Raw genomic sequence first — 23,041 nt, 5'->3', positions numbered from 1 at the left:
TCATTCATCTCCCTTCCAAATCAATCCCAGATTGTCGTTATCTCTAACTTTCCAAACAAATCCACCAAATTGCATTTCTTCTTTGACCTCAGCCTGATTGATCATTAGTTTTCTGTTAGTGATATATGCCGGAATTATGGTGCCATCTGCAAATTGAATTTCTGTATTAGTGATTCGCAGTTTAAATGCGTTTTCAGATTCCCCAAGTTCAATACATGGCTGACCGTTATATGTTGTAATAACTACATAGTCAGCAAGCACCCCCAGATCATCTAGTGTAGACTTTAATGTTGCAAGTTCGCTGCTTGTTTCGCTCACATCCCCGGAAAGCGCATCCACATCATTTTGTGCCTTGGACAGTGCTTCTACAATGGACCCCATGCTAAAGGTCCATCCCCCATCTGCTGTCTGCGTCATCATCGATGCACCATTTCCATCTGTGACCAGCATCGAAATCATTCCAGCCAGTTGCTGAATTTTAGACTCGGAAGTCGTTATGCGTTCTGAATTATCATCAGCAGATGTTTGTGCATTTCCAGCCTTTGTGTCGGTTTCAGCAAGTGATTGTTTCGTTGCATACGTAGTGCTCACTGTTTGAGTGATTGAATCTGCACTAACATTTATTGCAGCATTAGTCTCTTCTTTCGTATAGTAGCCGCCCAGCGTTTGAGTTACTTCTTTTTTTGTTGCTGAAAGGGCAATAGCGTGGGCATTTTGTGTAATATTGGTTTCCGCATTTGCAACCCGGTTAGATAGACCATATACAATCGATTTTGCTTCATTCGCTGCAGCCTGTGCTTCGTCTGCTTCTGCCTGTGCTACATTCGCCGCACTTTTTGCGTTATCCGCTGCTGCTTGTGCGTTATCGGCATTAGCTTGTGCTTCATCAGCGGCTTGCTGTGCTGTGGTTGCATTATTCGCTGCTGTATCTGCGGCGCTCTGCGCCGCCGTAACCGTCGCCTGTGCTGCGGCAATTTCTTCCTCTGTCGCGTCCACATCTGCAAGAACTTCCTGCAATCTGGTCTGTGCTGCGGCAAGATCAGCTGCTGCCTGTGTTGCTGTTACCTGTGCATCATTCGCAACCGCTTGAGCTGCTGCTGCTGTTACCGCAGCTGTATCCGCTGTAGCTTGAGCTGAAACTGCTTCTGAAACTGCCTGATTAGCGGTTTTTTGTGCATTATGCGCTGTTTGCACCGCTTCATTGGCCGCAGTTTGCGCTGCTGATGCATTACCTGTCGCTTCATTTGCCACAGTTTGTGCTATAGCTGCATCAGCCGCCGCTTTGTTTGCTATTGCTTGTGCCTTATTTGCATTCGAAGCAGCTTCTGACGCTGTTTGTTTTGCAGTGTCAGCCTCTTCAATTGCAGTTTTCCAATCGCTTTTTGCTGTATCTACTGCTGTCTGCGCCGCCGTAACCGCCGCCTGCGCTGCTGCAATCTCTTCCTCTGTTGCGTCTGCTCTAGCCTGTACAGTTGCAAGGTCCTCTTTTGCACTAGCAAGACTTGATCTTGCATTGTCAAGTACTGTTTTTGCCGTATTCGCTGCGGACTGCGCTTCGTCTGCTTCTGCCTGTGCAGTTGTCGCCGCTTTTGCCGCAGTATCTGCAGCCGCTTGCGCCGCATTGGCTGCTTGCTGCGCTGCTGCCGCCTCATTTTGTGCCCGTTCAGCCAGTCCAAGAGCTCCTTGCAGTTCGCTGTACGCATTATTGGCTGTTTCATCTATCCGAGTAACGCTTGAGGCCGTGGAACTAATTTCTGCCGCATTTTTTGTGATTTGCGTTTGTAGGCTTGCTTGCGCCTCGGTAAGATCTGTTTTTCTGGCGTACTCTGCAATCATTGTATCTTCAATCGTTGTCAGATTTTCGCCTAATGAATCAATATCTGCCTTCGCAGCCTCTGCATCTATCTTTGCTGCTTCCGCTGTAGTCGCTGCAGCTTCTGCTTTCGTTTTAGCTGCATCTGCGGTGCTTTTCGCTGTACTGGCATTACTTACGGCTTCATCTGCGGTTTTCTGTGCAGCATCAGCGGCAGTTTTTGCACCATTCGCCGCAGATTGCGCATTTGTAGCTGCTGTATGTGCTTCTTCAGCTTTTTTCTTTGCTGTAGTCGCTGCCTGCTGTGCTTGTTCCGCTGCTTCCTTCGCATTAGAAACGGTTGTTTTAATCCCATCTACATCTTGCTTAACAAGATCAACAGCAGATTGGGCATTATTGGCCGCCGTCTGTGCTGCCTCTGCAGACTGTGCAGCATTGTTTGCAGCTGATTGCGCCGAACTGGCCACTTGCTGTGCTGTTTCCGCTTCTGCTGCAGCGGAATTTGCAGCTGATTGAGCTGTATCAGCTGTAGATTTTGCATTATTTGCGATCGACAAAGCGCGAGATGCAGAAATAGACATCTTTGAAAACTGAGCAGCCAGATCTGAAACTTTCTGTGATATACCGCTGTTTCTTATCAGGTATTCGCCGAGTATAGCCTTCATTTCTTCGTTTGCAACAGATGTTTCCAGCGTCAAAATGCGAGTAGATAGGTATAACTCGCCATCATCATCAATAATGTTTACCCGATCTCCAATTCGCACATTATCCGGCAATTTCTTGATATCAACTTCATAATTCACCTCGATTTGTCGAAGTGCTTTAAGCTTCGTAATCGCATGAGCACAAAGTGTTGATTGACTGAGCGTGTCGTAGGAATATCGTTTTGTAATGTGTGCGCCTGACAGATGCGAATCATCAATCTTCCAAAGATAGCGTGACCAATTTTTTAAGGCCTCCCTTGACTTCAAAACGCCATTTTCAACATAGAAATCCCCATCGTCATAACTATAACCGCCCAGTGTTATGGGATCCTCTGCATTGTCAGGCGTTCCGCCTTCGCAGTGCAGTGCAGTTGCAAGATTCGCAATTGATTTTGACGTAATGATGCTGTCAATGTCATAATTTAGCCGCAGCTGCACGCCGGAATCCTGCCCCCGCTTTTTATGAATATTGATATACTTCTTTCGGACGGTGAGACCTTTGATATCAAAACTATACGATATTTCGCAATTATCAAACTGAGTTGCAACGCTGGCAATTCGCTCCGCTGCCGTCGCTTCTCCGTCCCAGCTTAGCTTTCTGGTAAGCGTTGACGCTTCATTCACACCGATAACGAAACCAGATCCGGATGCAAATTTGCTGATATAGTGGGCAATATTATACGCTTTATCCGCCTTGTATGGACCCACTACCTCATTAAGCAAATCCATTCCATCATCTTCAGCATAGGCATAGATATTTTGCTTTTTAGTGTCTTCTTCCGTTTCAATGATCTGATAAAATTCGTTTTCTTTTCCGTTGCTGCGCAGTAAATAATTTCCAACCTCTACAGAGCGCTTTACATCGCCTCTAGTGCCGTCTTCAAAGTGGATTTTACATTCAAAAATCGAAACGCCGGTTTCGACATCCTCCGTTTTCTTATCATCCGTAACCGTCAAACCATCAGGCAGACTCGTGCTTGCGCTGCCTATGATATTCAACTGTCGATCTGCAAAATAGATAATCATAAAAATACCTCACGGTACCGCACTTTGATTGTCGGTTCATATCCTTCTTCCACAAAATCAGAGTAAGAGAAAAAAATCTGATTCAAGCCGGGCGTTAATACAAAATCTTCCCAATCATTGCCAAGAGCTCCGAGATCTTCATTTAAACTACCATTCAGATATACTTTTGCATCGCTGCAATCTGCGATCAAAACATCGTTTGCTCCGAATTTGTTTGGAATATCCTTAAATGTTGTACAATTGTCCTTCGTAAATTTCGCCCAGTACAGACCATTAAATGCAAGGGGGGTACGACTCATCCACTTTTCAAACATGAATGTGATTTTAACAACCTTCGTTGCCGCAATCGCTGAGTTCGTAAATACTTTTCGATATCCGCCAATATTAAAAATAACCTCGCTGCCACTTTTCTGGATCGTCGAGGTCATTACAGAATTAGATGCATTCCCAAAGTATTTATTATTGTATGACAGATCAAGATTTACCTGATGAACTTTAACGCCGTTTACGTGCATCATCAAAAGCGCTGTCTTTCCTGTTTTATTTTTTACAATGCGGATTCCAGCCACAACGCTCCCATCTGCAGCAGTCAAATTGCAATGGAAACCTCCAAGCTGATTTTGATCGCTGCTGCCATTTCCGATAGCCATTTTTTGTTTGTAGGAAAATGTGAAGTTTATTGCACCTGTCTCTCCGTTCGCATCTGCCCCTATTGTCCGGGTAATAGACGGACCATGCCATTTATTCCCTGAAAATGTACCAAAATCAGCAGCAGTCAAATAATACGAAGTAGGCGTGCCCATATATTGACTGATCGGGATATTGGCACAGGATGTTTCGGAAAGGACTCCCGTCGTGCCAAGACCATCAGGACGTGTCACTTTGAATTTGATTCCGGTTATAGAGGCTGTCGTTGCTGAAATACCCGTGACTTTTATGCTCAGACATATTGCATGGCCACTTGTGCCACTCCAGTATTCCGCAGCACTTTTAATCTGGATATCGCGCCATGCGCCACCGATGTATAATGATCCTTTCAGTGTATACCCATTTCCAAAGTATGAACTAGTATTTGCAAGTGAGGTCATAACCGTAACACTAAGAACTACATAGTCAGCACCCCTATATGATTCCATTGAAGAAATTTTATAGTTAACATATGGAGCACTTGCTTTACTTTGCGTATTCAAAATAACTGCGTTTTGAGGCTTTCCTGCTGCTGTAAACGATGCCCCGCCCATTCCTGCAGCTCCCGACTGCACAACATCATAGCCTAAAATCGTGCCATTGTTCGCGGACCATAAAGATTGAGCAGTTGATCCCCATGCTGTATTAGACTGAAATATCTGATTGAGCAGTGTTTGTGACTTTGGAAACTCTTCCCCGTCCACTTCGTCAGGATCACCGAGCTGTATTATTTTTTCATTCTCCGTGAAAAACGCAACATATCCGCAATCGCCCTTTCCGGTCAACGCCGCTCCGTTTCCATCATCCTCACTGTAAAAATCAGCTTCTAGCTTTGGGTATGACTTATGCGTTCCACCATAATCAATCAATACGCTGTTTTCTCCAAACTCCGGAACAGCCTCGTATTCGTATACCGAGTACTTAAACGGATCCACACATAATATTTCAAATTCACCTGTCACGCTGTTTAATCCCGGTGCCACATCCCCAATGGTTGACGGCGTGCCAATGAAAAATTTATCTGGTTCATCGTCAAATATCAGCTGCGCATTTTCCGTGTTCAGAATTCCACCTAACATATTGTAGGCCGATCGAAAAGACTCGTTTGATTCTGCAATCAGCTGATATCGGACTGTTATTGTCCGCGAAGGATATTTCCGGCTCTTAATTTTTGAGCCATCCATTACCCCAGTTTCGTATGTTGAAATTTTAGGTGAAAGAGATTCCCGGCCGGACACAGAGATCGTCCTATAGCCGGGAATCATATTTTCAATATATTCGCCATTGATTTTCATGGCTTCGGCGGGCAGCATAACCCCGTCTGAAGTTTCAGTTACATCAATAAAATCATACATAGAATTATACTGCCCCTTTCTTTTATACAATACCGTGTTTACGGCCTACCCTTATAGACTTCTTTCCGATCTCGTTTTGCATATCGTCTGCAGTAGCCTTTGCAAACTCCTTACCATCAATATACAGCGGAACCTCAACGGTGTACCGTGCGTTCTGATAATAGTCGTAATCCATATTCATTTCTCCACCATAGGACATGGAAAGATCAGGCGTTTGAACAGATGGAAGAGATACAAGTTTCTCTGCCGCCCTCCAAACATCCCTAACCTTAGACAACAAACCATTTTCAAGGCCTTCACCATAATACACACCGTTATCATCGGCGACTTTTGAAGGGCTCCCGATTTTAGCCTTTGCTCTTATAGCAGCATCTGCAGCTGCGGCAAGCTGTGCAGCGGCATTCTGAACTGTACCAACTGCTGAGAGCATACCTTGTGCAAATCCCTGGCTTATATAGGCTCCGGCACTGTATGCGCCAGAATAACCGGATTTTAACATTCTAATAATGCCTTGAACGGATGCCATTGCAATAACGGGTACTTTTGCAAGACCATTTTTAACGGCGTTTGTAAATCCGTTCGCCAGTTCTTTTCCTGATTGCTTTGCATCTTTTTCCGCAGCACTAAACGAACCACAAAGAGCATCCATCGCATTATTTGCCATATCCCCAAGTGCAGATAGACCTTCATCCACGATATCCATAGACTGCCGCATGCTGGTGAGTGATTTTTCTGCCATTTTTGCATCATCCGCAATGTCAGCCATAGAAGACCCGACAAGTAATAATGCACCCGCAATAGCAACGGTCCCGCCCAAGGCACTCATCATAGCAGTTCCAAACGCTGCCACACCAATCGCACCAGACGCCGCAGCGGGAAGCATAGAAAACACGGCAGAGGACAGCATCAACAGAGCTGCACTAAGTGCTGTCGATACTCCCATAAGAGCCATCAAAGATGCAGACAAAACAGTTACTGATTTCGAGGCAGATGTTAAAACGCCTGATAGTCTGGTTCCTGATGAGCTGGCATTGAGTATTGCGCCTGAAAGTATCTTCATACCACTGCACATCGTAGAAATCATCGTAGAGCATATCATAATAGACTTAGAGGCAGTTAGTACCATAGAAGATAACAGCACCAGCGAGGTTTTAAGCACTATCACATTTCCTGATAATGTAGTTAATAGCAAGCCAAATGCCACAGCAACGCTAAACGCCGCAAATAAACTTTGACTAAAACTCGAAATCCCCGTTGCTGCTGTCGTGGATGCTACTGCAAACTTATTCATAGCTGGAACTATCACGCCAAGAGGCGAAACCATCAAAACAAGAGCTGCAGCGAGAGGCGTGGCCCCCCTTGAGATCATGATAATTGATGCCGCTGCTGTTCCGCCAACCATAGAAACAGCTGTCAGCCCATCAGCGAAATCCTTTACTGCTGATCCGATCACATCGAATCCGGAAAATGCTTTTTTAAGCCCACCAACCTCGGACGCAACCGCCGCCATAGAGGCTACCATATCAAAAAGATCAAGTTCTGTAATGGTTTTTATGCCATTGGCGAATAAATCAAATCCCTTACCTGCATTTAGCGCTGCATTTCCGATTGACTCAATTACACCAGCAATACTATCAATTACTTTACTAATTGCATTCCCGATGCCCTCGAAGATATTTTTGATAGCGTTGCCTACGCTTTCTATCACATCGGCGATAGCGTGAAGGACGTTACTGATCGCATCGCCCAGAGCTACTACTAGATCTATTATAGCCTGTATTATCGGCACTATTTGCTGCACGAGAGTTTTAAACGCATCGCAAACCGCCTGAATCGCCTGCGCCGTTGCCTCTACCATTTTTTGTATGCATGGAATGTATGGAGCAATCGCCTCTACGATTCTGACAATAGCATTTGATACGATATCGGCAATTTGTGTAAAACAACTTGTCAGTTCTGGCAGAATTGGCGAAATGACGTTTAGGATACCAACTACTACATCACCGATCACTCGTACAATTTCCGTAACCACATTACCAATAATTTCAACGATTGGCGTTAGTACCTCGATGATTTTTGATACCGCCTCTCCTATTGCCTGCGCTACAAGCGAAAATGCCTCCCCGAATGCCGTTACCAGCGGCGAAAGAGAAACAAGAGCTGCTGCAATGATAGGAATAATAGGCGAAAGTATAAGAAGTGCCTGCGCCACTGCTTTAATCGCAGTTGTTATAATGGTCGATATGACTTTACCGACTGTATTTAGAACGCCGCTGATGCCGACAAGAATCTTTGATACGCCATCTCCTTGCGTCGCCAGAAGAGTAAACGCAGCAACAATGATTCCAATTGCAGCACCAACAGCAAGGATATTCACCGGATTTGCAAGCTTTAACGCCTTGCCGATTCCAATAAATGCCGACTGTATTCCGGTCCCTATACCTTGTGCCGCTATTCCGATTCCTTCAAAAGCGCTTTTTATCACGTTTCCAATTGACCTAACAATATTGACAATCTTAGAAGCTCCCGATGAAACCGTATTCCCTGTTTGCCCGATTGCATTTTCTGTATTCTTCTTAAAAAAACTGAACGGCTTAAAGGATTTTACGAAATTGAGAGCTTTAAAGCCAGCTTTTACACCGACAACGCCTTTCAAAATACCAGAAAACATACCAGAATCAAGACTGCTGACAAATTTAGCAACGGCACTAACCGCTTTTGAGATCCACTTTACAACATTTCCAATAGCTGTAGCGATTCCGTTAAATGTACCCCTTGACCCTTCTTTTGAGATTGAAGAGAAAACATGGCTAAATGCGCTACCAACATCTGAAATCGCTTGTTTTAATGCTTTAAATGCGCCTGTATCTGCAATTTTTTTGAAAAACTGCTGTATCGTGCGCATCGTATTTTTAATGAATGATGCAAGTGAATCCATGGAAGCCCTAAAACTATCAAGTGAATCCGTTGATCCAAACTCACCAAATAAATCACCTAGACTTTCTTTGATGGACTTAAACGCATATTTAACTGTTGACCACGTGCTAGCCATCGCTTGCTTAAACGATTCCCAATATGGCCTTGCTTTCTCAATCCAACCCGAAATCTTTCCAGCTATTGCCTCGCCATCTATTTTATCTAGTGCATCCGCTATACCAGAAACAGCCTTAATTCCAACACCAGATAGCACATCAAATGCTGGCGCTAGTTTGTTTGAAACTGTTTCGGTCAGACCATCCATAGCCTGACCAACTGTTTTATATTCCGTTGCCAGCTTCGTAAATTCTTTGTTTGTACCGACCTTTGAGATAGCATCAAAAAAGTCTTCAGTGGCCACAGTACCATCCTGAACGCCTGCAACCAGTTCAGATGTTGTCATTCCCATCTGTTTTGCAACTGCAGCGATACCGGCAGGAGTTTGCTCAAGCATCAGTTTAAAATCCTGCCATGCGACAGTAGGCTTTGCAGCCATCTGCGTCGCCTGCGTCGAAAGCGTTTTCATAGCCTGCTTCGGATTCTCTGAAGCCGCCGCCAGACCCCCGAAGCCCTTAACTAGCTTTGTGGTATCTTTCACACCAACAGCAGCAAGCTGTGAATAGGTCGTTGCCATGTCGGATGCATTATAAACGGTCTGCTCTGCGAAGGACTGCAATTCCTTTTTTATGGATTTTATTTCTCCGCTGTTCTTGCCAATCATTGACAGGTTACCTTCGAATGTTTTCCATGATGCATTTGCTGAGTTCATTTCACTCATCAAGCCTCGCACACTGCTTGTTAGTGCGCTAAATGCCTGCTGTCCCATTCCTGTCAAAACACCAAATGCAAAACCGCTTTTTATCTTGCTCGCAAGACTCTCTGTTGTCTTTTCAGCGCCTTTTAGGGTGGATATAAAGCCCCTGTCAACTGCTGACAGTACAGCTTTTACAGAATAGCTCTCTGCCATGGTTTCACCCCCTATTCAAAAACTTTCCAATACCGGAAAACCGACTTTTTTCCTTCTCTGGTTTCTTCTTGTCTCGAATCTTATTTACCGCAAATTCATAATCATAGAATTTCTTAAATTTCTTATAAACCGGAACACTCTTCCCTTTACCTACTTTCTTTTCTGCCTTAACAGCGAAATTTAAAAACGCCTGCAGATGGTTTCTGTAATCGGCATCAATTTGCCGATATTCAACAGCTTCCATCAACAGGCGGTATTCAGGAATCGTGATCCTGTCCACTTCTGCAAAACTCTTGAAATCCAAAAATCGAAAACAATTAAGCGCAACTTCTCGGTATAGGCTCTCAATCGTACCTTCTTCAGTGTTTACTTCTTCCCCTTTGCTTCCTCGATCACCCTGAGGAGATCGCCAACCGTCTTCGCCGTAGCATTCGTTTTCTTTAAAAAATCCAGCACCTGATCAAAAAGAGCATCAATATCCGTTGATTCATCATCAATATAGGCATCCAGCAGCTGTCTGGTAACTCTAGGATTTTGTCCTTTGTTCGCGCAGTCTAGCACTTCAACCAGCGCTTCAAGGTCGCCATCAATGATAGATGCTACAAGATACTGCAGGCCGATATTTTTCTTAACATCTTTTAGGCCATCAATCGGCGTTGTCACCTTTTTGTTAATTTCTCGCATGAATCCCATTCCAAAGTTAAACTGATATACAACTTCGTTAATTGTAATTTCAAACATTTTCATACCTCACAATTTATTTTTTTGAATTTAAAAATTTAAAGAGGGCATCTCTGCCCTCTTACGCTCCCGTTTCTTTTTTGGTAGTGTCAGCAAAAACATAATCAGCCATTTCCTGCTGTTCAGTGGTAACAGTGACACTTCCGGCCTTACCATTGCCATTTACTCCAAATGTCAAAGATACCTCGACAAAATCCTCTGCATTGGAAGTAATTTCAATCTCGGTCAAATATCCCTGATAGTAATGACCTTTGAATTTGTTTTGTGCGCTTTCTCCTGTCACAAGCTCTTCCAGATTAGCCTCCCAGATTTCGATAATTTTATCTTCATCCATGGCAGCTTCCAAAGAATCAATCATCGTGTCCCCTTTAGATAAAATCGAAGTTGCCGTGATCTCGATTTCGGATGCGCCGGGCGTTCTGATTGCCCCGTCTTTTGTGATGGTAGAATCTGCATCTTTGGATTTTGTTCTACCGTTCTCGGTTGTAAATGCCAGCATCGCACCGGCAACAGTAGTCGCATTTTCCAAAATCCTGTAAAGATAAACAATCTTTTTACCGGAAACGGCGCTAGCAAATGCCTGCAAGTCTAGTTTAAACTTCTCCATATATATTTTCCTCCTTAACTGAATCTAAATGTTGGCTCAATTACCCCGTGAAGAAGAGGCTGAGCGGTTGTATTATCAGGTATGATTCTTGAATTCATACTTCCAATAATCCATGCAAAATTATCGGTTTTTTCAATTTTTCTGCATGCGGTCTTGATATTCAGCATCATTTCTGATACAGTTCCACGCTGCTGCAGATTGTTATGCCACACATGAATCATTGGATACACTGCGCCAAACACTGCATTTTTTAGTTCTGCATCATTCTGCTGAAAATCGCCAAGATAAACAAATGGATATGGCGTATTCTTAGGTGGCAAAACACTGTCGTATACGTCATATCCAAGTGCTTCAATTGCGAATTTTAATTCTGTGAATAATTCCTGCTGTGGGTCACGATCCATCTGATCACCTCACAAGTTTCCGCATATCGCTTTTGAATTTCTTCGCCTGTTCTTCATAAGCAGGGCGAATAAAGGGTTGCGCATCCATAAAGCGAGTTCCTTTTTCCACATATTCATCATAGTGCATCTTAGCACCGGCAACACCAGTAAAACCTGAATCCTCGATCGAATATGAAACACTTCTCTGTGTATCACCTGTACTATATCCGCGGGTAAACACAGCATTATCGTGGATTTTATCTTTCATCTCCATTGTGTTGAGTTTGACGGTCTGTTTCACAAGGTCAAGAGATGCCTTTTTACGCAGTCCTTTCTGCAATTCACCCAACCCCTCAATCTTAAGTTTCGCCATTTTGCTGCACCTCGCTAACAATAAAAGTTTGCTTTGTCCGCAGTCTTCTCATTCTGTCCACTCTGTAGATCGTATTTCCTATCCGTATGCGACTGAAAGGCTCTTTGTATGGCGTTTGCAGGCGGATTGTCCGGCTTCCTTGCTTGATCTGCCCGTATATGAGATTCAGCGTTTCTGCGCTGGAATCTGTAACAGACGCATACCCCTTCACCTCTGTAACAGTTTCCGGCGCATAATTGCCGGTTTTCGGGTCGTATGCGCCCTGCTGGACAGTCTGAAAGTATATGGGAGTATCAAAACGCATTATAAAAACCTCACCTTTCCACGCTTGCTATCACTTTTTGAATCGAGAAAAGCCTGTATTTCATCTGCGAATTCGTCAAAATCGCTGTCAACAAAACTCTGACTTTCCCCTTCCACTGTATGACTTGCCATGCCCTCGCTACCGATACGATTATAACGCTTCACAGAAACATCAATGATAATATGAGCAAGTTCTTCCGGTGGCTCGAATCCTTCTAGCAATATTTTCAGCCGATCGGTCGTCATGCTAATGATAAGATTCAGTTTTTCGTCTAAATCTGTATCATCTACCGGTATACCTAGCAGCAATTTCAGTTTATTCAGCATATAGATGCCTCCTTATTTCTTGGCAGCTGCTTTTCTCGCCCTAGAAACTGCCTTCTTAGTCTCTGGTTGCTCTTCGACAAGTGCAATCAGCGGCACTCCCTGCTTATTGTCGCTCCCAGATAGTTCTGCAATGCGATTTTCCGTCACCTCGATTCCCGGGCGGGGGAATTGGTCCCCCACCTGATACGGGTAATCGGCATCATGCAAATCTGTAAAAAACTTGATTACTTTGTACATCAGGAACTACCTTACTCCTTAGCGGTAACTGTAGCAACGCCGCCCTTAACTGCCTTGTAATCTGCATCGCATTCCACAATGACAATCTCCTTGCCAGTAGCAGCAGTAATATCAGCGGAACCGTCCCAGTTCGTCCATGTACGCACATTCTGGCCAGCAGCCGGCAGAGTTGCATTGTCTGCCACCTTGTACTTGTAGGAATTTCCGGAAGTTAATGCAGGGCTAACGGTGATCTTAGTATCTCCGCTGTTAGTTCCGGCAACGCTGGTTACAGTCAGATTATCCAATCCGACAGATTCTCCGATAGTACCGACGATTACGCCCTCTGCCTCCTCTGGATAGAAGGTAATACCGGCCATAGCAAGAGAACCTACCGTTGCCTCATCTTCGGCAAGGTAGTGCTTCATTCCAACAATGCCGGTCTGATCAGAAGTAAGGCCAAATGTCCTAGCAACATCACCAGAAGACATGTTGATTTTTACGCCTCGCAGATTTTCTTTGGCAGTCGCAATAATCTTACCCTTTTCCAAGGCAGGCAGCACAATAGTAGTACCAAGTCCGAGGAAATTTTCGATGTAGGAGAATCCAAATGCCTGAGCTAGGCCAATCTGAGCCGTAGACAGATAATCTGCCACATCGTCAAGAGAAACGAAATAGATAGGAGTAACATCTCTGTCCTCAAAGTATTTACCAACTGCGGCCCAAGACTTCGCGAGCGTTGCCTGCAAAGTAGTGCCGGTTGCGCTTCCAGTTCCGGTCAGCAAGTTTTCAACGAAACGCCGCTTTACATCCTTGCGAATCAGGCCAATTACAACATCGTCCGTATCGTTAATGGCCTTTTCGCGACCTACTTTCTGGATATTTTCAGCAGAAGTTGCCCAGCGATATTTTTCCAGTTCCAAGGTAATGCTTTTAACCTTCTTACGCATCACCTTGGTCAGTTTTATTTTCTCACCTTCGCCAACCTGATCAGCAAGCCCGGTAGAACTCGCCGCATAGATATCAATGGTAGTACCAGCAGGAACAGAATCCAGATCTACAATGCCCAACAGCTTCATCAACTCGGAAATGTTGCTGTTTAACCTAGAAGCAAAGTCAATGGAAATAGCTGGTTCCATATCGGTCGCCATGATCAAGTTTTCTTCTGCAGCAAATAACTGCAGATTAAGTCCCATCTTTTTCATAATGTTAAATCTCCTTTCATTTAAACAAGTGCATATTTTCTTTGATCAACCGCTGTCTCTCGGAGCGGTTTTGAATGTTCATAATCTGCTCTCGGGTCAAACCGGAGGGAGCGCCCGATCTAGGAGTTTCGCTCTTTAGTTTGGCCTTTACAGCATTTTCAACAGCAGTTTCAAACTCTTTCGCGAAGTTCTCAACTGCCAATTTTGTGTTGTCTGCATCATCAGCAATCAGATTTACCAGAATAGCATCGCTTGCATTGATGTCGCGCTCAGCCAACAGCGCACGAGCCTGTCTCATCATTTCGTTTCTGGCCTCGCGCTGTTCAAATTCAAGAACACGTTTCTCCAAAGACTTCACATGCTCGTTTGCCTTTTCCTCTGCGCTCATCTTTGCAAGGCGTTCAGCTTCGCTTACCTCTTTCGTGCGTTTCTGCTGCCATTCTGCAAATTTCTTGCCAAGAATGCGATCGAGGTCTGCATCCGTATATTTCAATCCGGTCTTAGTATCTGATTGATCACCGGATCCGTTCTGGATTCCTGCGCCGCCGGCTCCACCTTCACCGTCTGCACCATTTTCTGTGCCGCCCTCTTCTGCGAATAACTGCAACAACATCTTGATTTTTTCGTTCTTCATGTTTATACCTCCGTGTTTTGATTCTCACGCTTGAATTCCTTACAGTTTAGAGAGATGCAAGCCTGCTCTTATCCATAGCTTTTTTGATGGGTGATTCAATGCTTGCACCCAATAAAAAAACACCTTGCAAATATGCAAAGTGCTTAATTATTCGATCGTTACATTTTCCGGGTATTCTTCCGATATCATCGCAGCTCCTATATAAAAAGAGTCCATCAAGAGCCTTGCCTCTTCGGAAAGCTCCCCGAACTCAATGTTAATACTGCCCGGTCCGATATAGTATTCGATTTTATCCTCAGTGAGCTCCTCGATCGACCTGATCAGGTTCTGCGCCATCACCGAAACAGCAGCGCAGACAATGTCTTTCCCATGCTCAGCATATCCCGCATGACCGCTGATTGATATGCCTGCCTCTGTGCGTTTTATTACAGTCAATTTTCATCACCTTCCACACGAAAAAAGCACCTTGCTTTCGCAAAGTGCCTTATTTTTACTGTTTGAATCAATACCATGCAACAGTCCCGCTCTCTTTGTCTGTGTTTATTCCGCTCATTGCATGATATGCATACCTTCCTCCAAAATCAGCTTCTGATTCAGAAATCAACCTTTTATTCCCAGATTCTGATATACCAACAATTCCCGCAGAAGTTTCTTTGCCCTCCGGATAATAGGCATAAATAAATTCTTTCCCAACTTTTTCAAGAAGTTTATATTTTAACATATCAACCACCTACTCACTCCAATCCATTCTCCTTCAGATATTTTTCGAGCTCCGCTTTGTAGTTATATATTTTTTCAGCCGCTTCATGCGCTTGTTCATATGTCACATCTGATCCATTCTTTATTATTTCCGATTCCATCAATTCGTGTTTCAACATGACCAGATCATGTTCTTTTATATTTATACCTTCCCTTAACCTAAACCATGATTGCGCCATGTCATAATCAGGATCGAATTTATGAACAGAACCATCCGCAAATAAATGTTCTTGCACAAACACATGCAAATACACTTTGCGAATATCTTCTACAGAAGATGCGCTATTTTTAGCGACTGCAGAAATTTCATTCTCGCTGTCTCTTCCTATAATCTCCTGATAATAGGATTTAGCAAACGCTTCCCTTTTTTTGAAATCGGGATCGTTCTTTCTCGTAAGCGCCCCACTGTTTATTGTTGCGTTTATCGCCTCTTTTATTATACTATTTTTCCCAGAATTATCAACTGGTTTCGTCTTATTTTGTTCCGCAATACCTGCATTGTAAACATCATCCAGCTTGGAATCCAACAACTGCCTCATCCGTGCCATATCTTCTTTGGAAATAGCTGCACTACAACGACATCTAGGATGCATAGGAGCTGCATTAAGACCGGGCATCATGTCTGCAACGTTGAACACTTTGCCGTCCATCGCTGCGCATATATCACAAGCACCAGCACCTACCGTCACAAATCTATATTTCTGTATTCCGTCTTCAACAAATGCCTGTTTTTGTGCTGATGTCTGCACCCTTGCCAATTCAGTCCGCATGAGCCGTTCTGCGTTAGATCTACTAACTGAAAATTTGCTTTCCAGCGTCTTTGCCAGTTCGCGTGATCCTTTTCCCTGAATCATGCCACTTTGAAGCAGCTTTGACAGTTCAGCTTTTAACAGATCTTGATGCATCCAGATGCGATCTGAGAATGTCGCATTGTGAAACGAGGCATTTACAATGGATTCAGCGCCTTTTTTATTATTTATGAGGGTCTTTCCAAGAATTCCAGACTGACGCTTTAGTTCAGCCATTGTTCGTCCCAGCAAAATACTACTCATGAATTTTTCCAGTTTATCATGTCCGGTGATCAACTCAATTCCCATCTCGGCTTTCAAGAGCTCCAACCGATTAACCTTCATCGTCAAATTGTATAACCGCATTTCTTCATTTGCAGTCTTTGAGAAGTCTTTCTCTCGCACATATCGCTTTGCCTTTCGCTCGTAGGCTTCGATATCGAGAGAATAAGCTCGTTTTTTGGCTTCAGCCATAGAAATACCTTCCTTGGCTGCATAACGGCCGTAAAATGCGTTTATTTGATCCTGACAGCCATCTAGCATATCCCTATATATTTGCCTGATTCGCCGGTCATATTCTGCTTCCTCTGTCACATAATGCTTTAATGCTTCCTCCTCACGTTCTCTCCAATAATCTTTACTAGATTTCGACGCAAAGAACTGCAAATTAAGCTTCATCTGTTTTTGCTTCTGTAGCCTCTTCATCATTTGCACTATCCTCTTGCATTGTCCCGAAGGTCATGCGATCAACAATTGTTTCCTCGGCGGGTGCGTCTTCGTCTGCAATCCGCGCGAGCTCATCCTGCACATTGTCCACGATGGAAAGCACGCCAAGCTGTGTCTCTCGTGATACAATACCGGAAAGCTGTGCTGCAATCTGTGCCTCTTCAAGAATGTTAGAAGGAAGGTTAGGTGTAAAGATGTACTTCAGCTGCACCCATGCGTCTGCAGGTACTTTGCGCAACGGATGGCCGAACAAAAGCTTGTAACGGCGATTCATGCCGCTAGTAAACTTTCGCTCTTTGGTCTTGCGCAGGTTATTCATGGCTTGCAGCTTGTACTTCATTGCAATGCCAGAGGATGTACCAAAGTTTTCATCTGAAATATTGGCAACCATGCTGATCTGAAAAATCAATCTTTCCATTCGGTCCAGCAAATTCTCCTGCGTTTCGTCAGCAGACGGTTTTGACATGAAATCAGCAATTATTTTGTCTGAATCTTCACCATAGTAATTGATTACTCGGTTATCTCGCATAAACCTGACATCTTCAGAGTCGATCTTCGTTCCCAAAACCTTCAAATAGGCATCTGCAAAATAATCAACGTCGTTTGCTTTTTCAGAAATAGCTTTGTTATAGGCATTGACCATAGAAAGAACTGCCGCAAAGATGCTTTGACGCTCAGCGTTTTCCAAATACTCAGTCGCAGGAACATCGCCAAAATAATGCGGCTTTTCATCTAACCATTTTATCCCACTAGAATATTGAAAATGTCGGACATTCTCAGAATCCGAAATGCTTCCCCATTCGTTACCCTCATAATCTACATATCTCCGGACAAAATAAAGAGGTCGTTCAATGATCGATTCATCATAGATCATGAATGCCTCCATTGGATTTAGATAGGTGATGCAAAGTTCAGAATCCTCATTTACATAGTACATTTCGTAGCCATGCCCGTAAATGCTACAAATTTTCGAAAGTTCTGCATTGTTATCATCCTGATCATTGTACTGATCAAGATAATCCACCCAGTCAGCAACCGCATCATCATCGCAAGCGATTTTGATAGGATTGCCAATAAAAAATCCGTTCATGGTGTCAACGATGTACTTCGGAAAGTTGGCAACTATCCTATTATCTGGCTTGTAGTTTGGTTTTTTGTCTTGATGCAAAATATCATGATCGCTGGTATACGCTTTATGCAGCGGCTCGTAAATATTGGTCACTTCCTGCCTGTGCTTTGTCAGAAATTCATCCAGCAAATCATCTGTTAATACTAAGTCTTTCGGAATCTTAAACACTATATCCCTCCTCTGAATGACTTATTAAGCTTAGGCGGCTCCTTTGGCTTCGGGTTCTCATAAACGCCAGTAATCGCATCTTCAGCATCATCATGCTCATTCTTTCCCTCTTTTTGGTAGACTCTTATGGAATTTGCGAACTCTGGCCAGCGCTCTTCCCAATCAACAGGAAAAAGCACATTATTCATAACGCCCGTACTATTAGAAAGAATTCTGGCCTTTTTGTTCTGACTCTGATGAAACCATTTGACCGCCGTATGAGTATTGCCTAATTCCCTAAGTTCTCGCTCAACATTCCTAGCAAATCCTCTGCCGCCATTATTTGATTCAATCAGCGCATTACCTACATTGTTTCGTGTTAGCATTTTCGCCGTTGCTGGTTCTGTTATTTCCATCGGATCCTTGGTGTAAAGAACATCCAAGATATAGTAGGCGGATCCATACATGCCGTAACAAATTGAACATAAAAAATCACTGCCCTCATCGGCAGTGTCGGTGTAGTTCAATATATAATCAAACAACGCTTTTCCGGAATCGTCTTCAGGAATACTGCTGTATGTTTGAATATTGGTATATAGGCGGCCCTTTATATCGATGGGCTCTTGTTGATAATTGGCTGCTATTATATCTTTATTCATGTTTTTGGTTTTCAACTCAAAATCTTTGCGTGAAAGTATTTCGTCGCAGAGCATAGTTCCATCATTTTGTAATGCCTTGTAATTTATATGAATAACATTCTCATAGTTTTCTAATACGTACCCTGCCAAATCGCCATTGGCCCATCGGGTCATAATGATGATAACTTTAAATTCTTTTTCCGTTCTGGACAACATAGTATTGGTAAACCATTCAATTTGTGCCATCAAGGCATTTTCATTGTAGGCTTCTGCTGCAGATTTAATAAGATCATCAATTATCATTATATCGCAACCGAAACCTGTTGCCGTACCAGTCGGGCTCGTGGCAAGATAATTGATCTGATCGCTGCCCTCTAATGCCCACATTTGCGCCGCTGCTTCTCCATATTTGATATGGATATTCGGAAATATATCATTGTACACAATAGAATCACCAGTTGAAACAGCTGCTATTGTATTACGAACTGCCTTAGCGAATGTTCCTGACAAGGTTTCATTGTATGATCCTGTCATAACCCTTTTTCCTGATCCGTATTTCCCAAAAAGCCATTGTACAAGCTTGCTTGCTGTTCTACTTTTCCCATGCCGTGGTGGTAGCGTCACTACCATAAATTGAGAATCAGATTCCTCAATAAACCACTGCAACTTCTCAGCCAGCTCACGAAGGAAAGAGCGCTCTTCTTTGTAAAAATCCGGAGATGTCAATTTACAGTATTCCCAGAATTCACGTTTTGCAAGTTCAATCTTCGCAAAACGCTTGAGCACATCTTTAAGCATCTTCAATCAGTTTTCTCAGTTCCTCAGTGCTTAGACCTTCAAATGGATTATTGATGTTTGCATCAATTTTAACAGCTTCTTTTAGCTTGTTCCCGCTTGAATCGCGAATAAACTCAGCGGCTCTTGTATCGCCTTTCATGGCTCTCTGTATTTGAGCAATGATGATTGCTTCTTGCACTGAGATGTTTTTTCCTCGAAGCGCTGCGAAACTGCGTAAAGATTCAATATCAACAGATTTCCCGTTTTTAATCGGCATACGAAGGACGGAAGCAATGGTTTCTTTCATTGCTTTTTTCTCTCTTCGCACTTCTCCTGATGCGATACCGCCTTTTCTTCCGCACTCTGCACGGCGCTCCGGCGTCATTTTATCAAACTGATACTTCTTTCCGTCCATTTCGCATCCCTCTTTCGCTTTCTATTTTGCTATCTTCATTTCATATTTACCGACTTTCTTAACAACCAAGTGTGTAATCGGTAGCACTATAATCTCATAACCTGTTTTCAAAAATACCTGTAAAATCGTCATTGTAACTAGCGTTGATACTGGCATAGTACCCAAAAACGCCAGCGGTAAAAATACTAAACTGTCCACCAGCTCCCCGCAGAAACTAGATAAAATAGCACGGAAGCCGAATCCTTTATGATCATTTGGATGCTTGCTTTTCATTTTCTTGAAAACAAGGTCATTCGCAAGGTCGCCAATTACAAAAGCCGCAAGGGAAGAAAACAGAATCCTCGGCGAATTTCCTAGCACTGTTTCAAACGCTTCTTGATTCGGCCAGTAGCCGGGCGCAGGCGTTGCAATAACAATGCTGAACATAATAACTGCAAACAAGTTAGCTGCAAACGCCAGATAGCATGTTATGCGGCTCCATCTGTAGCCGTATATCTCCGAAAACACATCCGAGAGAATATAGGTGACAGGAAATATGAAAATAGCGCCTGTCATCGTAATATCAAACGGAAGCTGAATCTGTTTTCCTGTGATGATATTGCTGATCAAAAGGCTAACAACAAAAAGCAGCGTCAACAAAAGCTGCAAAATACTGACTTTCTTATTCATTGCTTTTTCTCCTTACTCAACCGTGATTGTAACCTTGCTGTGTCTGGCATCTTCAACACAATTATCAATACTACAGAAAAACGGCTCGTATTCTTTCATAACATGCTGATATAACCTGTTTGTGGCATCCTCAATGATCAGTGATTGACCGTTGAGATTTTCACGAATCCATCTGTCAATATCGCAGTAGTCCGGAATTTTTTGACCAGGATCCATATAAATGCAAAACTGGTTTGTGTACCAATCCTGCCCCAGCGGGCAAAAACACTTTGCACTTGCTTCGATCTCAATAGATTTCACTTTGTAAATGTTTTCAATCATCAATATAACTCCTTTTCTTTTTTATGATATTCTTCAAAGAGCTGCAAGCAGTTTTCCCGCTGCGATTCCTCGAATTTCAATACATTGGTATCGCTGCATTTTCCTTTGATAAACTCATAGATAAATTCATCTCGAAATCCTATTGCTTCGGCATCCTTTGGCGTGCAGCCATAATAACACGTTTTAATGTTTGCCCAAATCATCGCCCCAAGGCACATCGGGCAGGGGTAGCCAGTCGCAACCATAATGCAGCCGGAAAGGTCATGTGTGCCTAATTTCTTACACGCCTCTCGAATGGCCGTGATTTCTGCGTGCGCCGTCGGGTCGTGGTCTTGCAAAACTCTATTGCTATTTACTGCAATCAAATTTCCGTGTTCATCAAAAATGGCCGCCCCAAAGGGACCGCCAATATTTTCATTCATCGTTTTTCGGGCCTGCTCTATTGCTATGCCCATCGCATCTTTCGTCGTCATTTTAGTCATTTTACACATGCATAATTCCTCCAAATAAAAATAGAGCGGCTTTGCAGCTCTCTGTCATTGATCAATCTTGCGGTCCAACTGATTTTTCGTACATAGTTTTGCAAAAAACAGCCGAAAAATAGCAATCTTCAATATACTTTATTTTTTTGTCGCTCATCGCCTGCATGGAAGGCGTTTTGTACTTATCATATTCAGCCTGCAATAATGGACGCACTTGCAGTCGTTTTTCTTGCCTAAGCTGGTTGATATTGTATCTTTTGTAGTTGGAATTCCCATACCTCACAGAAGAAAGCCAGCTAGTAGAATCTGCGCTTGTACAAAATTTATTTTGCTCAAGCAATCCCTTTTCGGTGCATCCCAGCAGGTGAATATCAATACTCGGTTTTTTGTTCTTAATATAGTTTGCTAACCATGTGACTTCGTATTTGTACGACTTCGGCCTATGAATGCGCAGCTCCGGCACTGATATTGCAATATATTCAGAAAACTCAATGAGCCTGTCGAGTCCTTTCCTTCCATCTTCTAAATGAAAAACATTGATATGCCGGTTGTTTGGCATAACCTCTTTCATTCTCCTCCTGAAATACCATGCCTCATCAACGCCAAGCACCTTTTGGCAATCAATTTCAACGCAAGTACAAGTGAGGTTATTCTGCCTTACAAACTTTGCTGTTTTGTCTTGCCATGCTGTTAGCGTTTCAATAGTCTGCTTCTCATTTTTCTTCGCCCCAAACATAAGGGTAAATAGACCAGAATCCATGATAACATGCTTGCGCAGTTGCTGCACCCATCTAGGAACAAATAAATCACCTTCACCAAATCGAAAATCATCTTCCGGTTTTTTGTTTGCGATGAATGGATAACAAGTAAAGAGCTGGTAGTTTACTCCCGCAACATTACTGCTTGCCAGATGCGGCACGCTATTATCAGAACCCGCGAAATGCACTTTACAGTTAGCGCCTAACATAAGCTCCACCAAACCCATCTTCCATCACTTCGCAGGCTTCGCATTCGAATGTATCAACGCACCACTTCGCAATGTCTTCGCAGCTCATTGCTCCAAACTGAAAGCCTTTTCCCTCCCCTTTCAGGCTCCATTTTTTTGTAAATTCATATTCAATGATCTGCTGCATATCGTTTATCTCGATCTGCCGGTCCGAATGATCAACATAAAACCAGCAGCGCACATGAAACACATGGCGGTGCGTATTCCTCAAATAAGCATATCTCTCAGGAGCACCGGGCCAGTTATGACACCCGATAATCTGATTAAAAGTAATAATCTGCATCATATCCGCATAACCTCGCATTCATAACCGCTTTCATTCAGCAGTTCTGCAATTTCCTGCGCCTCTTCTTCGCTCTCTGCACGTACAATGACTTTCCACTGCCCGGAAAAATCATCTGCTGATTCGTCCTTTCTGCTTTCTGTCTGCTCTTTTGCCTTGCTTTCAAACAGATCATCGAATTCATCGTCATTGAAATTGTTATAGAATCCGAAGTCTTCCATCGAAAAATCAAACTGCTGCAATTCATCCAATTCTTCGTGAAGCAGGTCAAAATCCCATGCTGCCATCTCGCTGGTTTTGTTATCAGCCAATCGAAACGCCTTTACCTGTTCTTCTGTCAGATCATCAGCAATAACGCAGGGAACCTTCTCCATGTTTAGCTTTTTTGCCGCTTTGTACCGGGTATGACCAGCAACGATGATTCCGTTCTTATCAATTATGATCGGCACCTTAAATCCAAATTCTTTGATTGATTCAACGACATATTTTACTGCGTCGTCATTTCTTCTTGGATTTTTTTCATACGGCTTTATCTCGTTTAATTTTTTTTCGATTATATTCACGTTCTCATTTTCCTTTCGTCA

At 43.3% G+C, this 23,041-nt stretch carries 25 protein-coding genes; all 25 read right to left on the bottom strand.

Annotation, left to right across the window (positions count from 1 at the left end; all coding sequences use genetic code 11):
- On the bottom strand, positions 1 to 3,543 hold the full coding sequence (locus tag HFE64_03445) for a hypothetical protein (protein ID MCI8632524.1): 3,543 nt from the start codon (positions 3,541 to 3,543) through the stop codon (positions 1 to 3).
- Positions 3,540 to 5,585, bottom strand: coding sequence for a phage tail family protein (locus HFE64_03440; protein MCI8632523.1), 2,046 nt, complete (start codon positions 5,583 to 5,585; stop codon positions 3,540 to 3,542). The genes HFE64_03445 and HFE64_03440 overlap by 4 nt, the downstream gene beginning before the upstream one ends.
- Before the next feature lie 22 nt (positions 5,586 to 5,607).
- On the bottom strand, positions 5,608 to 9,528 hold the full coding sequence (locus tag HFE64_03435) for a tape measure protein (GenBank protein ID MCI8632522.1): 3,921 nt from the start codon (positions 9,526 to 9,528) through the stop codon (positions 5,608 to 5,610).
- Between the two features lie 4 nt (positions 9,529 to 9,532).
- Positions 9,533 to 9,772: a hypothetical protein gene (locus HFE64_03430; protein MCI8632521.1), complete on the bottom strand. Its 240-nt coding sequence runs from the start codon at positions 9,770 to 9,772 to the stop codon at positions 9,533 to 9,535.
- A gap of 122 nt (positions 9,773 to 9,894) precedes the next feature.
- Positions 9,895 to 10,269: a hypothetical protein gene (locus HFE64_03425; protein ID MCI8632520.1), complete on the bottom strand. Its 375-nt coding sequence runs from the start codon at positions 10,267 to 10,269 to the stop codon at positions 9,895 to 9,897.
- A gap of 61 nt (positions 10,270 to 10,330) precedes the next feature.
- On the bottom strand, positions 10,331 to 10,876 hold the full coding sequence (locus HFE64_03420) for a phage major tail protein, TP901-1 family (protein MCI8632519.1): 546 nt from the start codon (positions 10,874 to 10,876) through the stop codon (positions 10,331 to 10,333).
- Between the two features lie 14 nt (positions 10,877 to 10,890).
- Positions 10,891 to 11,280: a hypothetical protein gene (locus HFE64_03415; protein MCI8632518.1), complete on the bottom strand. Its 390-nt coding sequence runs from the start codon at positions 11,278 to 11,280 to the stop codon at positions 10,891 to 10,893.
- Between the two features lie 4 nt (positions 11,281 to 11,284).
- Positions 11,285 to 11,632, bottom strand: a complete 348-nt coding sequence (locus HFE64_03410) for a phage tail protein (protein ID MCI8632517.1) — start codon at positions 11,630 to 11,632, stop codon at positions 11,285 to 11,287.
- Positions 11,619 to 11,936 (bottom strand): hypothetical protein, encoded by a 318-nt coding sequence (locus tag HFE64_03405; GenBank protein MCI8632516.1) that lies wholly within the window; start codon positions 11,934 to 11,936, stop codon positions 11,619 to 11,621. Before HFE64_03405 ends, HFE64_03410 begins: the two co-directional genes overlap by 14 nt.
- Positions 11,936 to 12,262, bottom strand: coding sequence for a phage head-tail connector protein (locus tag HFE64_03400; GenBank protein ID MCI8632515.1), 327 nt, complete (start codon positions 12,260 to 12,262; stop codon positions 11,936 to 11,938). Before HFE64_03400 ends, HFE64_03405 begins: the two co-directional genes overlap by 1 nt.
- Before the next feature lie 12 nt (positions 12,263 to 12,274).
- Entirely contained in the window at positions 12,275 to 12,499 is a 225-nt protein-coding gene (locus HFE64_03395; GenBank protein MCI8632514.1) for a hypothetical protein, read from the bottom strand.
- Positions 12,500 to 12,510: 11 nt separating this feature from the next.
- Positions 12,511 to 13,683: a hypothetical protein gene (locus tag HFE64_03390; GenBank protein ID MCI8632513.1), complete on the bottom strand. Its 1,173-nt coding sequence runs from the start codon at positions 13,681 to 13,683 to the stop codon at positions 12,511 to 12,513.
- A gap of 16 nt (positions 13,684 to 13,699) precedes the next feature.
- Entirely contained in the window at positions 13,700 to 14,317 is a 618-nt protein-coding gene (locus tag HFE64_03385; protein MCI8632512.1) for a DUF4355 domain-containing protein, read from the bottom strand.
- Between the two features lie 147 nt (positions 14,318 to 14,464).
- Positions 14,465 to 14,743: a ribosomal-processing cysteine protease Prp gene (locus tag HFE64_03380; GenBank protein MCI8632511.1), complete on the bottom strand. Its 279-nt coding sequence runs from the start codon at positions 14,741 to 14,743 to the stop codon at positions 14,465 to 14,467.
- Between the two features lie 76 nt (positions 14,744 to 14,819).
- Positions 14,820 to 15,038 carry a hypothetical protein gene (locus HFE64_03375; GenBank protein MCI8632510.1) on the bottom strand — a complete coding sequence of 73 codons (219 nt, stop codon included), beginning with the start codon at positions 15,036 to 15,038 and terminating at the stop codon, positions 14,820 to 14,822.
- A 13-nt stretch (positions 15,039 to 15,051) separates the two neighbouring features.
- Positions 15,052 to 16,572 carry a minor capsid protein gene (locus HFE64_03370; protein ID MCI8632509.1) on the bottom strand — a complete coding sequence of 507 codons (1,521 nt, stop codon included), beginning with the start codon at positions 16,570 to 16,572 and terminating at the stop codon, positions 15,052 to 15,054.
- Positions 16,532 to 17,887 (bottom strand): phage portal protein, encoded by a 1,356-nt coding sequence (locus HFE64_03365; GenBank protein MCI8632508.1) that lies wholly within the window; start codon positions 17,885 to 17,887, stop codon positions 16,532 to 16,534. The genes HFE64_03370 and HFE64_03365 overlap by 41 nt, the downstream gene beginning before the upstream one ends.
- Complete coding sequence (gene terL, locus HFE64_03360) at positions 17,887 to 19,302, bottom strand: phage terminase large subunit (protein MCI8632507.1); 1,416 nt, start codon at positions 19,300 to 19,302, stop codon at positions 17,887 to 17,889. The genes HFE64_03365 and terL overlap by 1 nt, the downstream gene beginning before the upstream one ends.
- Entirely contained in the window at positions 19,295 to 19,696 is a 402-nt protein-coding gene (locus HFE64_03355) for a hypothetical protein (GenBank protein ID MCI8632506.1), read from the bottom strand. Before HFE64_03355 ends, terL begins: the two co-directional genes overlap by 8 nt.
- Before the next feature lie 21 nt (positions 19,697 to 19,717).
- On the bottom strand, positions 19,718 to 20,365 hold the full coding sequence (locus tag HFE64_03350) for a queuosine precursor transporter (GenBank protein ID MCI8632505.1): 648 nt from the start codon (positions 20,363 to 20,365) through the stop codon (positions 19,718 to 19,720).
- 12 nt (positions 20,366 to 20,377) lie between these two features.
- Positions 20,378 to 20,686 (bottom strand): hypothetical protein, encoded by a 309-nt coding sequence (locus HFE64_03345; protein ID MCI8632504.1) that lies wholly within the window; start codon positions 20,684 to 20,686, stop codon positions 20,378 to 20,380.
- Positions 20,686 to 21,159: a nucleoside deaminase gene (locus HFE64_03340; GenBank protein MCI8632503.1), complete on the bottom strand. Its 474-nt coding sequence runs from the start codon at positions 21,157 to 21,159 to the stop codon at positions 20,686 to 20,688. The genes HFE64_03345 and HFE64_03340 overlap by 1 nt, the downstream gene beginning before the upstream one ends.
- 70 nt (positions 21,160 to 21,229) lie before the next feature.
- The gene (locus HFE64_03335) at positions 21,230 to 22,153 is read right to left on the bottom strand and encodes a hypothetical protein (protein ID MCI8632502.1); all 924 of its coding nucleotides are present in this window, start codon (positions 22,151 to 22,153) and stop codon (positions 21,230 to 21,232) included.
- The gene (locus HFE64_03330) at positions 22,122 to 22,460 is read right to left on the bottom strand and encodes a hypothetical protein (GenBank protein ID MCI8632501.1); all 339 of its coding nucleotides are present in this window, start codon (positions 22,458 to 22,460) and stop codon (positions 22,122 to 22,124) included. Before HFE64_03330 ends, HFE64_03335 begins: the two co-directional genes overlap by 32 nt.
- On the bottom strand, positions 22,457 to 23,020 hold the full coding sequence (locus HFE64_03325; GenBank protein ID MCI8632500.1) for a ParB N-terminal domain-containing protein: 564 nt from the start codon (positions 23,018 to 23,020) through the stop codon (positions 22,457 to 22,459). Before HFE64_03325 ends, HFE64_03330 begins: the two co-directional genes overlap by 4 nt.
- Positions 23,021 to 23,041 lie beyond the last annotated feature (21 nt).

Source organism: Lachnospiraceae bacterium (assembly GCA_022794035.1).
Lineage (GTDB): Bacteria > Bacillota > Clostridia > Lachnospirales > Bianqueaceae > CALWPV01.
The sequence above is the reverse complement of the archived record's forward strand: the minus strand, read 5'-3'. Positions and strand labels throughout refer to the sequence as shown.